Here is a 12,297-nt window from a genome sequence, read left to right as displayed (position 1 = left end):
GACCCGCAGGTCCGGTGCGGACAACGACGGCGAACCACTCGGTACCAAGCAATTTCGCCGAAGACAAGCACCCGCTGTAAACGGTTCAACTCGCGCTACCCACTACTCCGTGAAGTGGGTCACACTCATTTCACGGATGACCATAAGGGCAGCCGTGAGGCGCAGGACCACGTCATCCCATTCAATGGAAGGCCACGATCGGAGTGCCCGCGTCCGGGAATCACTGCGCACCGGAGCGCATTCCCATCGAGTGGGAGACCGTCCGTCATCTGTGTCGGCTCAGCGGATGATCGCGTGAGACCCCGAACGGACACCCTTGCGCTGCCACACAATCGAAAGGACATCACATGCCGTCGATCGAGGAAATCAGAGCAACTGTTCTCAAGTACCTGAACTGCATTACGACCGGCACGTCACAGGACATCGCCGAGCTTTACGCACTTGACGCAACTCTCGAGGACCCCGTCGGCGCGGATATCCGCAGCGGGCGGGCGAACATCGAGGCTTTCTACCGCAGTCTCGATGCAATGGAGACCAGCGCCGAGGCGATAACCGTTCGCGTCGCGGGAAACTCGGCAGCCTTCCATTTCCGGGTCACCACCTCGACACCGGACGGCGCAGTCATCATCGAGCCGATCGACGTGATGACCTTCGACGAGGACGGACTCATCAAGACCATGCAAGCGCACTGGGGCCCGGAGGACGTGAAGATCGACAGGACGGTACCGGTTACCGCATGAGAAGCGTGTCAGACAGACCGACGTTGGGCGTCAAGCCTGGGTGGGCACGGGTTCGAGCTGTTTGCGAACCCGGTCCACTCGGTCCTGCCAATAGTCGAGCCATTCCGGGGCCGGGAAGATATGCGTGCGCCGCTCAGCCATCGCGCGCACGACCTGCTCGGCGATTTGCTCGGGCGTAGACCCATTGTCAATGTCCTGGTTCACTTTCTCCCGCAATTCTTCGAGCTCCGGGTCCGCCTGTGATCTCGGCACGTGAGCGGCCGGAGCATTGCGCTCGTCGTTTCTGATGGCGGTCGCGGTGTATGCCGGGCAAAGCACCGCAACACCAACGTGCGGGAACTCGGTGGCGAACTCGTGCGCCAGACTCTCCGACATCGCCACGACCGCAGCCTTGGACGCGATGTACGGGTGCAACGGAGCTGTCGTTGTGAAGCCGGCCATCGACGCGGTGTTGATGATGTAGGCCTGATCCTGCTCCCTCAGAACCGGCAGGAAGATGTTGCATCCGTATATAACACCCCACAGATTGACACCCAACGTCCATTCCCAAGTCGCAAGATTGGTTGTGGCGAACCGCTGCATCCCTCCCACTCCAGCGTTGTTGCACAGGACGTGGACCGCGCCGAATCGATGCACCGCCGCATCCCTTAGTGCGCGGACCGATAACTCATCGGAAACATCAGTCACTACTGCAAGTACGTCACCAAACTCGCTCAGCCGTTGCTCCGCACTGGCAAGGTCTTCGATGTCGTTGTCAGCAATCACAACCTTCATTCCCTCGTTGAGGAACCGCGCGGCAAGCGCATACCCGATGCCGTTGGCGCCGCCAGTGATCACGGCAACCCGGCCTTTGAGATCCTTCATTCCCCGCCTTTCGAATTCTTGTCGTGCGACTTGCTGAGGGTGAGCAGAAAAACAGGTGTTGCTAGAGATATTCTCGATCAACCTGATCCCTGTGGCTGAAATGTGGAAGAGACATCGGTGTCGCTGCGCGGGGGGCGGCTTCGGAGGCCCCGTACATCGCCGTCCAAACCATTCTCAACAACGGCCGCTGCCATACTCGGGCAGATCGATCGGCTTCACGCGATCAATCGGACCAACAGAACATCGGGTTAACTGCTCTGTGAGCGATCTGTGTCTTCCACCCTGGACAGGTTCGCACTCTGCGACGTGGTCGGCGACAAATCAACGCCATTGTGCAGATACCTGTGCAGGAAATCCACCGTGCGGTCGAAGAGGTGCATGGCGGGTTTCAGCGTCGACAGCATTGTTGCGAAACCGTGCATCATCCCGTCGTACCGCACCAGGTCCACCGCCACGCCGGCTGCCTGCAGACGTCGCGCGTAGGCCTCTGTTAAGTCTCTGGTCGCATCGACCTCCGCAGTCACCACCAGGGTTGGCGGTAATCCGGACAGGTTCGTTGCTCGCGCGGGACTCACATAGGGGTCGTCGCGATCCTCGACACGGGGCACGTACTGATCCCAGAACCACGCAGAATCCACAGGGCTGAGCAGACTCGTCGAGAGGTCAGGATTCGAGATCCGCGGTTCTGCGGCGCCATAGAAGCTGACCTGAGCGTTCGGGCGCGGCCGATCCTCGTCTTTGAGCTGCTGACCTAGAGCGAATGTCAGTACGCCGCCGGCACTTTCACCAGCCAGGGCAGCAGCATTCACTCGCGCGGGGAGCTCGTCGGGGGCCGACTTGATCCACTCCCAGACCGCGCGCGCATCCTGCAGTGCGGCCGGATACGGGTGTTCGGGTGCAAGACGGTAGTCAACAGAAACGACCACCACGTTTGCGGCGTTGCTCAAACGCCGTAGATACTCTTCATTCTGGTCCAGGCCGCCGATCACGAAGCCCCCACTGTGCATCCATTGGACGACGGGCAGCTCGGGGTCCGCCGACGGCCGGTATACCCGAACCGGGATACCGCCCGTATCTGCAGGGACAACGAGATCGAAACGGTCGTGGATTGCTGTCGACGGCAGGATCGCACCGGCATCGAGCACCGCACGCAACTTCGCAACCGGCATCGCGCTCATACCACCGGGAAACCGTTCGGCCGTTGCGTCGACTATCTGCTGGGCTGCGGGTGCCAGCGGCATCGTCGTGCTCCAATCTCGTCGAGGACACCCACCGATCGGCGGGTGAAAGCATCATCTCAACCGGCCGATGCATCACGGTCCGGGCTTCCCGTCCAGCGGGAGATGACCCCCGCTGTACCGATTTGGACCAGTACAACTGAGCAGCAGAGCGAACTTCCACTCAGTGGGCGGCTCTCTTACGTCGCCACACTGCACGCGGTGTGCTGAGCTCCTCTGCTCAGCTCGAGTTCAGTGCGCGATCGCCGCGGCGATCATTCGAAAGGAGACCGATGACAACAACTTCCAACGATGTCACCTCAACCGAGGGGATCACAGAAGAGGAATTGGCGGCAGCGATCGAACAGGCGGAACCCGCCTCGTTGCTGATGTCCATGGTGCATGTGTCCGGCGACCTGTCCCTACTCGATGAGTTCGAGGGCAAGCTGGCCACCGCCATGTCAACGCTCAAGGGTGGTGGGGCCAAGTCCAAGACCCGCTATGGCGCGGCCAGCGGCGCCGCGGTGCCACCTCCCGGCCAGTTCCCAGCCGAGGTCGTCACCGATATCCGCGCCCGTGCGAAGCAGGTGCTGACCACCGACCTGTCGGCAGCGCTCGGGGTTCCCGACCCCGAGTTGTTCCTGCGGATGGCCTCTTTGTGCACCGTTGGTCCGGTCGATCAGGAGTTCCTCCGGATTCTGATGGAGCAGGCAGGATTTGAGCCGGGGCGCCGTCATGTGCCGGTCACCAAGACACCTCCCAGCGAGTTCGACGTCATCATCTTCGGCGCCGGAATGGTTGGCCTGAACGCCGCAATCAAACTCGGTGAAGCCGGATTCGACTACACCGTGTTCGAGGCACGCGACGACATCGGCGGTACCTGGTCTCGAAACATCTATCCCGGCGCCGCAGTCGACACCCCGAGTCACTACTACTCATATTCCTTCGAACTCAATCCGGACTGGACTCGCTACTACCCCACCGGCCCTGAGTATCTCGAGTACATGCGTGCAGTCGCCGACAAATACGACCTCTATCGAAACATCCGCCTGTCGACCAGAGTGGTGTCGGCCCAGTGGATCGAAGATGATCAGAGATGGACAGTTGTCACCCAGTCAGGCAACGACGCGCCTCAGACACACACCGCCGCAGCAGTTGTGACGGCCCTGGGCGTTCTCAACTCCCCAAATATCCCCGATATCCCCGGGCTCGACGACTTCGGCGGCACCGTCATCCACACCGCCGAATGGGATCCACAGCTCGACCTCAAGGGCAAGAACGTGGTTGTCATCGGCACCGGTTGCACAGCGGTGCAGGTGGTTCCGAACATCGTCGATGACGTCGCACACCTGGCCGCCGTAGTCCGCAGCCCCCACTGGATCGTCCCGGAAAAGACTGTCGTCAATGAAGTGCCACCCGCCGAGAGGTGGGCGATGCGTCACCTGCCGTACTTCCAGAACTGGTTCCGGCTGAGGGCCTATTGGCTGGCCTCGGATAACTACTACATGATGCCGCGCATCGATCCCGAGTGGGCCGCGACGCACCTGTCGGTGTCGGCGACGAACGATCTAGTCATGCAGACCTCACTTGCCTATCTCGAGCGAATGTTCCCCGATCGTCCGGACCTGCGCGACAAGTTGACGCCGAATATCCGGCCGTACTCTAAGCGGATTGTCAAGGACCCCGGGTTCCTGGAATCCCTGAAGAAAGACCATGTGACGCTGCACCGCGCGTCGCCGACGCAAGTACATTCAGACGGTGTCACCCTCAGCGACGGCGAGTTCGTCGCTGCGGACGTCATTATCCTTGCCACCGGTTTCAAGGTGCAATACGCGTCCTATATCGAGATCATCGGCCGCGACGGGGAGCGGTTGGCAGACAGATGGAAGCAGGGGGACGACCCCCGCGCCTATATGGGCATCCAGGTCAATGGGTTCCCGAACCTGTTCATCACAGCCGGACCGAATGCGGCACCGAATCACGGTGCAGGACACAATATAACGAGCGAGGAGCACGTTCACTACATCGTCGAATGCCTTCAGTACCTGATCGAAAACGGTTACTCGGCAATCGATGTCAGGCCGGAAGCACTCGCCGAGTACAACGACCGCGTCGACGAGGCGTTGGATAAAACTGTATGGGCCCATCCCGGCGAAAACGCGACCGGCTACTACCGAAACAGTGAAGGCCGCCCTGTGGTCCCGTGTCCCTGGCGCCTGGTGGATTACTGGACCATGCTGAGAGAGCCGCACCCAGAGGATCTGGTGTTCACCAAGTCGTCGGCAACATGATCGCAGCCGACGGTTTGCGATACCGATCGAAATAGCCTTGGAAAGACCGTCCAGATTCGCTCCGGGCGGTCTTTCTTCGTTCTTCATATTTCCACTCACAGACCACCAATGTGTTTGCAATTCAGCGCTTCTCCCAAAGAGCGGGACAGCATGTGTGTTTGCCGGCGCGCAGAGCTGTCTACTACGCCTTGCGTAACACTTCTTTCATTTCTGGCTCTGCGCCACTCTTTCGCGACTCGAAAGGCATATCAATGGCTGTTAAACCGCCTCCCGGCAAAGCGGAGGTATTGCCGAATTCATCCGAGCGACCAGATGGCTGGACTCCCCGGCTGATACTAGGACTGATTGCGCTCATTTTGCTGCTCGAAGTCTTTTCGATCAGCTACATGATGGTGTCCACTGCACTACCGTCGATCGCTGCGGAGTTCGAAACCACTCAGGTCGCTTGGACCGTGACAGCGTTCGCGCTCACGGGTGCAGTCGTATCGCCACTTGTGGGCAAACTCGCGCTGATGTACGGCAAGAGAGCAATGCTGACCGTTTGTGTGACGATCGCTTCGATCGGCGCACTCATCAGTGCCCTTGCACCGTCCTACGGGGTCCTGATCCTCGGCCGGGCCGTCTTCGGACTCCTCATCCCGTGCCTGTTTCTGAGTTATCTGCTCATTCGCGACGTATTTCCCCCGCGCACAGTACCTCTCGCGATCAGCATCGTCACCAGCGGAATGGGTCTCATCGCCCTACCCGCCCCCTTCCTGACCGGCTTCCTTCTCGACAACTACGGCTTCCGCAGCGTGTTCTGGTTCTTCTTCGTGGCCACCGCCGTGCTCATCGTGGTGATCAGGTTCCTGGTGGAAGAATCCCAGGTGCGCGTCAAATCCAAGCTCGACGTCGTCGGCGCCAGTCTGCTGGGCGCCGGCGTGGCCGGTGTACTCGTTGCCATCAGCTTCGGACCCACGTGGGGCTGGACTGCACTGTCCACCCTCGGGTTCCTCGCCTCGGGCATCGCAGTCCTGGTTCTATGGCTGCTGTCGGCAAAAAAGATTTCCGAACCGCTGATCAATACCGACGTCCTGCGACGCCGTTCAGTCCTGCTCACCGTGACCTCGTCTGGACTCGCCTACGGTATCTCCGGCCTCTTCGGCACGCTGCTCCCCACCATGGTCATGGCGCCGCTGGTACTCGATCTCGGATACGGCTGGGGACTCGATGCGGAAGGTTTCGCCTTTTACCAACTGCCCGTCGTGATCGGCATGGTCATCAGCGGACTGATCGCAGGTCTCATCATCGGTCGGGGGACCACACCGCGTCTGGCCCTGATCCTGGGGTTGGGCATCGGGACAGTGGGGCTCGCCCTGCTGGCCCTCGAGCACGGCGACAAGGTCCTGGTCGTGGTGTTCGCGGCGATCGTGGGATTCGGACAGGGCATGGCTTACGCCGCCATACCGAATCTGGTCGTCACCACCGTCGAAGAAGAGTTCCAGGCAGAAACAGCGAGCATCGTCTCGGTTTGCAAGGGTCTGTTCTCCTCGATACTCGCACTCGTCGCCTTCACAGTGATGAACAACTCGTTCATCCAGACCCGTGTCGAAGGCGCCGCCTTCTACTCCTACGGCGGATTCACTGCGGCATTCCTGATCGCCGCTGGCGCAGGCTTGGTCGGCTTTCTCCTGGCCGTCGGCCTGCCGCGGCGCGGCTCCTTGGGCGTCACAGCGACAACCACGGATGAGCCGCTCAGCGGAAAGGTGACAACCACGGGCTTTCGCGAACCGATGCTGACGCACATCTCGAAAACGTGACACCGGTGCTGTTCCAGCACCCAAGCACACCGGCCGAGTGGGCGGTGGGCACGACCATTACCGACGTCGCGCTCATCGCTCGCATCGCCGATCCTCTCGGCTATCTCCATCTGAAGTGCAGCGATACGCGCTGCACGCAGTCGATCCGAAAGACGTCGCGGGGTCTGTCAGAGTAAAGGTGGATCCGACCATGGCATCTGTTAGTTACCGGTCGGGGTGATCCGGCCTTCGAAGGTGATAGCGAACTCGTTGAGCGCCTGCTTCCACCTCATTGCCCATCGTGCCTTACCGCGGCCTGTGGGGTCGAGCGAACGGGTGACCAAGTACAAACATTTGAGCGCAGCCTGCTCGGTTGGGAAATGCCCGCGAGCCCGGATCGCCCGCCGATAGCGCGCGTTGATCGACTCGATGGTATTGGTGGAGCAGATGATTCGCCGTATCTCGACGTCATAGTCCAGGAACGGAATGAACCCGGTCCACGCGTTCTCCCACAACTTGATGATCGCCGGATACTGACCACCCCACTTACCCGTGAACTCGACGAATCTTCCCTTCGCTGCGGCCTCGGTCGGGGCGGTGCAGACAGGTTTGATGTCCTTGGAAATCTGATCCCAGTACTTGCGAGAGGCGTACCGAAAGGTGCTGCGCAACAGGTGAATGATGCAGGTCTGCACAATCGCCCGATCCCACACCACATTCACCGCATCAGTCAGCCCGGTGAGGCCATCGCAGACCACGATGCACACGTCGGCGGTGCCGCGGTTCTTGATCTCGGTGAGCACCGAGAGCCAGAACTTGGCGCCCTCACCGCCATCGCCGGCCCACAACCCCAAGATGTCGCGTTCGCCGCTGGTGGTGACGCCGATGGCCACATAAATCGGCCGATTCGTCACCTGCCCATCCCTGATTTTGACGTGGATAGCGTCAATGAACATCACCGGATAGACGCGGCAGTCTCTAGCCAACGTCGCGATCGAGGGGCCGGTTGCACCACTCGGTCGTCTCGGCGACGACTTTGTCGGTAATCTTCGAGATCGTGTCCTTCGACACCGAGGCACCATAAATGTCTTGGAAGTGTGCTGCGACCTCTCCGGTGGTCAATCCCTGTGCCGTTAAGGACAATACGATCTCATCGATACCCGTTAGTCGGCGTTGCCGTTTCTTGACGATCTGCGGATCGAACGAGGCATTGGTATCGCGCGGGACTTCGATCTCCACCGGCCCGATCTCGGTCAGGACCGTTTTCGACCGCATCCCGTTTCGAGAGTTGCCGCTACCGCGGCCGACCGGGTCATGCTTGTCATAACCAAGATGCTCGGTCATCTCCGCGTCCAACGCGGTTTCGAGAACATTCTTGGTCAACGGGTTGAGCAGCCCGTTCGGGCCGATCAAATCCACGCCCTGCTCTTTGGCCTGCGCCTGGAGCTGCTCAGCCAACTGTTTTTGATCCACCTCGTTCGCCATGGGCTCGAGTGTTTCGGACATCTGTGATCCTTCCCGCCAAGCGCACGCTCGGCGTGTCAAACCACGATCAGATCCACCCTTTTTCTGACAGTCCCCTTCCACGCCTCGGATCCCCCCAACGGGATGAGCTTCCGCCTTAAATGTGTTTCATCGGAACGTGTTCGGGTTGTTGTAGCGTGCCGTAGCACACCGGGAGATCTAGCTCCCGAGGGTTTGGTGTCGCCAAATCGAACGGTTAACAGCAAGGGCAGCTTAAATGATCGCCGCAGTCGCGCGACTACGCCACGCTTTGGACCTCGATGCGGCCGCGCGAGTCCGTGGCCGCCACTATCTGGATTGGCTTCCGACACTGGATAGATGGAAATCTGAAGGAAACGACGATGAGGCGCTTAAATTGCTCCTCGAGATCGTCGACACCATACTGAATCCTGCGCTTCTCAGCGAGGTTGGCACAGCTCCCCTGCCTACATCGAGCGGCGGCGATCATCTACCACCGACGAAAGCAATACTTCGCGGAAGCTCGGCTGATCAGACGATTTCTAGCGGCACTCCCACCAGATGGAGATACGCGCGGAGCAACTTTCGCGAAGCTCAAGTCACGTTTGGCGAAAGCCGAGGCTCGAATCTGAGCAACCTGGTTATCCAATCCCGTACAGACACGACCCACCACTCCAGTTGTGGCCACTCGAGTTGAGCAGGCAGCAGTCCCCTCACCCTTCGAGATCCAAAGCCCAGAACAGTCAACCGATGGCTGCGCTGTTCTGTCAGTCGCCAGTTGAACGCACGAACGATTCCTCACCCTTTGGTTGCACACGAGAAGGTCAACACGGTTCCAATGGTGGCACCAATCGACCTCGGATCCGGCTCCGTCGACTGGGACCACGTCAGTGCGACAGTCATACGGCTGACCAGCCAAAACCTTCACGATCCGGGACGTTTGCGGTGATCCGCCAGGCCAAGTCTCTAGATGAACCAGACGCCAAACAGAGCCAAAACCCGGGGCTGGCGAGAAATCCTGCGGACAAACTGCGGACAATTTGCGGACAGTAAGCCGAATGGAAACTAATACCAGAAGGCTGAAATAGCCTTTGACCTGCGAAGATAGAGTGGAGCTAAGGGGAATCGAACCCCTGACCTTCTCGATGCGAACGAGACGCGCTACCAACTGCGCTATAGCCCCTTCGTTGCTCTCGCGAGCAACTTGAACAGGTTAACACTGGGTCGTTATTGGCCCACAACCCGACGGTACGAATCGTGATGATCGACGTCGTCGATGCGTGAAGCGGGCACGTAACGGGGCAAGTGGTCGAAGACCGGGTCTTCGTCGTCGATCTCCAGAACGATCGCTCCGGGACGGCGCAGGCGTGCGGGAATAGCGGCCCGGGGGTCGACCTCGGGATGTGCGCGGCGCGCTTCTTCCTCACGACGTGTACGGGCCAGACGACGCATCCGCTGCTGATAGATCCGCTGCTCGTTGCGCACCGCGCGACGCAGGAAGAACATGTAGCCCACCAGTGCAGTGAGCAGCAGACCGGCAGCGACCCAACCGGCCGTCCCGACGACGACACCCGCGAACATGCTGACCAGAGCCAGAGCACCCAACAGTGCCATCACCCGCTGGCGGAAGCGGTAGCGCTTGTCGCTGCGTTCGCGATCGGCTTCCGGATCGAAGCCGCCTCGGCGCGCACGGCGAGCCGAATTGTCTTCGGCCACTTCCTCGTCGGCGTCATCCTCGTCGTGGTCGGCGTATTCGGCGTCGTCCTCGAACTCGTCTTCGTCGTCGTCATGCTCAGCGTCTTCGAGCTCGGCCTCGTCGAGCTCACCGTCTTCGAGTTCGGCTTCTTCGAGTTCAGCTTCTTCGGAGTCCTCGTCGACCTCGGCCTCGAGGTCCTCTTCTACCTCAGCGACGGAATCGTCCTCGTCGGTTTCGGCAGCCTCGTCGACCGCGTCGGCATCAACCTCTGCCGCGTCGTCGGCTTCGGCCTCGATGTCGTCCTCAAGTTCGGCCTCGACGGCATCAGCCTCGACAACAACCTTTTTCAACACCGGAGTCTTTTCGACCTCGGGCGCTTCGGTGGCGACTGCGTCCTCGTCGACCTCGGTCACATCGACCTCGGGCTCCTTGACGGCCGTGGCAGTTCCGGATTTGGCGACCACCTTGCGGTATTCGCGAACCGGCGGTTCCCATTCGGCGTCGTGCGGGTGCCGGCCAGAGGCCATCCGTCGTTTGGTCTTCGCAATGGTGCGGCCACCGCGGTGGAGCACGCGGGTTGCCAGCGCAGCATCAGATGTCTTGCGCACAGTCGGTCGCGACTTCACGACCATCGGCACCAGTACGAACAGCCAGATCGCCACCAGACACACCCACAACAGCGAGTTCGGCATGGGTAGCTCCTCCCTTCGGCAACCTTGCTCGACCAGTCAGCCGAGTGCACGTCTGTCACACCAGTAACAAGCGCTCCAAGCCAGGCTATGGCCATAGCGTCTTCGAGCAGCGATGACGCGCCGACAAACCCCCGATTTGTCGAGAGCAAATACACAGCAGTGCGCAACATTCAGATCGACTGGTGTCAGCCATCGCTGAACTCCGTCGAACAAACCTTGACCGCGTCCCACGGCCTGGGCAGTTGGAGCGCGCCGTGCAAAGGTGGAGCGTATGCCAAAACTTGTGTACTACATCGGGATTTCGATCGACGGCTACATCGCCGGGCCCGATGACGAGATCGACTTTTATCCGATCACCGACGACTACATGCAGTGGATGCTGGACGAGTTCGGCGACGCCTTGCCCGGTCATATCCGCGCGCAGGTCGGCATTGCCGAGCGACCGCTGACCAAGTTCGGCCGCATCATCATGGGTCGTCGCACCTACGATCCAGCGCTGGCGCAGAACATCACGAGCCCGTACCCCCACCTCGACCAGTACGTCGTGTCCCGGGAACTGCGCGTGGACGATCCGGCGATCACGGTGATCCGAAACGAGCCCGCCGTCGCCGTCGACATGCTCAAAAAAGAGAACTCCGATCTGGACATCTACCTGGCCGGTGGCGGACAACTCGCCGGTCAGCTACTCCCCCAGATCGACGTGCTGGTGGTCAAGACCTACCCCGTCGTCGCCGGGGCCGGGCGGCCCGCTTTCGACACCCGGTTCAACCCGACGCAGTTCACCCTCGAGAACGTCGAGACCTTCTCCGGCGGCCACATCGTGTCGACCTACAGTCAGGAAACGACCAACTCCCTCGACTGACCAGTCCGCCATCTGATCTGGTCAGCGCGTTGCGCGACCGGCACGCACCAGTGTTTCCACAGCACCGCCGGGCAATTCTTCGATCGTCAACGCCAGGAGAAGATGGTCGCGCCACGCTCCGTTGACATCCATGTAGCGCTTGAGCAAACCCTCGTCCCGAAATCCCACCTTGTGGAGAACGGACAGCGACGCGGCGTTCTCGGGCTGAACGGTCGCTTCGAGCCGGTGCATCCCCACCGTCGAAAAACAGTGGTCGACGCCCAGGGCCAGCGCGCCGGTGGCCACACCACGACTGGTGACGGCGGCATCGACCCAGTAACCGATCCAGGCATTGCGCAGCGCACCGCGCTGAATGTTGCCCACGGTGAGCTGTCCGCAATATTCGCCATCGAGTTCGATGACCATCGGCAGCATGTTCCCGGCCCGTGCCTCGGCGCGGAGCACCGAATGCAACCCCGGCCAGGCCGCCGGGTTGTGCCGGGCCGACCACAGTCCGCTGCCGGTGGGTTCCCATGGCATCAACGAGTTCTGATTCTCGATCCGCAGGCGGCTCCACGCCCGCGCATCACGCAGCCGGACCGGGCGGACCGTGACGCTGCCCCCTGCGACACCGATCGGACCCAACTTGGCCGGCCACCCGCGCCGCGACGTTTCCCCTCTGCTCCAGGCAAACAC

8 protein-coding genes, 1 tRNA gene and 1 pseudogene are annotated in these 12,297 nt (G+C 60.7%); 4 read left to right on the top strand and 6 right to left on the bottom strand.

Annotation, left to right across the window (positions count from 1 at the left end; translation table 11 throughout):
• Positions 1 to 347: 347 nt before the first annotated feature.
• A complete protein-coding gene (locus AC51GT_RS18830) occupies positions 348 to 740 on the top strand; it encodes a nuclear transport factor 2 family protein (RefSeq protein ID WP_496329766.1) in 393 nt (130 codons plus the stop codon).
• 30 nt (positions 741 to 770) lie between these two features.
• Here AC51GT_RS18830 and AC51GT_RS18825 read toward each other — a convergent pair whose 3' ends face one another.
• Both AC51GT_RS18825 and AC51GT_RS18820 read right to left on the bottom strand, forming a co-directional pair.
• Entirely contained in the window at positions 771 to 1,604 is an 834-nt protein-coding gene (locus AC51GT_RS18825) for an SDR family NAD(P)-dependent oxidoreductase (protein WP_496329765.1), read from the bottom strand.
• A 248-nt stretch (positions 1,605 to 1,852) separates the two neighbouring features.
• Positions 1,853 to 2,845, bottom strand: coding sequence for an alpha/beta hydrolase (locus AC51GT_RS18820; RefSeq protein ID WP_496329764.1), 993 nt, complete (start codon positions 2,843 to 2,845; stop codon positions 1,853 to 1,855).
• A gap of 269 nt (positions 2,846 to 3,114) precedes the next feature.
• Between AC51GT_RS18820 and AC51GT_RS18815 the strand changes: the two genes are divergently transcribed.
• Both AC51GT_RS18815 and AC51GT_RS18810 read left to right on the top strand, forming a co-directional pair.
• Entirely contained in the window at positions 3,115 to 5,112 is a 1,998-nt protein-coding gene (locus AC51GT_RS18815; protein ID WP_496329763.1) for a flavin-containing monooxygenase, read from the top strand.
• 251 nt (positions 5,113 to 5,363) lie between these two features.
• Positions 5,364 to 6,911, top strand: coding sequence for an MFS transporter (locus tag AC51GT_RS18810; RefSeq protein ID WP_496329762.1), 1,548 nt, complete (start codon positions 5,364 to 5,366; stop codon positions 6,909 to 6,911).
• Positions 6,912 to 7,111: 200 nt separating this feature from the next.
• On the opposite strand, the pseudogene AC51GT_RS18805 reads toward AC51GT_RS18810, so the two are convergent.
• The 3 genes and pseudogenes from AC51GT_RS18805 to sepX all read right to left on the bottom strand — a co-directional run bounded on the left by AC51GT_RS18805 (position 7,112) and on the right by sepX (position 10,760).
• Positions 7,112 to 8,396: pseudogene (locus tag AC51GT_RS18805) on the bottom strand (IS256 family transposase).
• A gap of 1,086 nt (positions 8,397 to 9,482) precedes the next feature.
• Positions 9,483 to 9,555: transfer RNA gene (locus AC51GT_RS18800), tRNA-Ala, on the bottom strand.
• Positions 9,556 to 9,599: 44 nt separating this feature from the next.
• Positions 9,600 to 10,760, bottom strand: coding sequence for a divisome protein SepX/GlpR (sepX, locus tag AC51GT_RS18795; RefSeq protein WP_496329761.1), 1,161 nt, complete (start codon positions 10,758 to 10,760; stop codon positions 9,600 to 9,602).
• A 271-nt stretch (positions 10,761 to 11,031) separates the two neighbouring features.
• Between sepX and AC51GT_RS18790 the strand changes: the two genes are divergently transcribed.
• Positions 11,032 to 11,622 (top strand): dihydrofolate reductase family protein, encoded by a 591-nt coding sequence (locus tag AC51GT_RS18790; RefSeq protein ID WP_496329760.1) that lies wholly within the window; start codon positions 11,032 to 11,034, stop codon positions 11,620 to 11,622.
• Positions 11,623 to 11,643: 21 nt separating this feature from the next.
• Here AC51GT_RS18790 and AC51GT_RS18785 read toward each other — a convergent pair whose 3' ends face one another.
• Positions 11,644 to 12,297, bottom strand: coding sequence for a GNAT family N-acetyltransferase (locus AC51GT_RS18785; protein WP_496329759.1), 654 nt, complete (start codon positions 12,295 to 12,297; stop codon positions 11,644 to 11,646).

The sequence above is a fragment of the Williamsia sp. z34 genome, assembly GCF_059553395.1.
The sequence above is the reverse complement of the archived record's forward strand: the minus strand, read 5'-3'. Positions and strand labels throughout refer to the sequence as shown.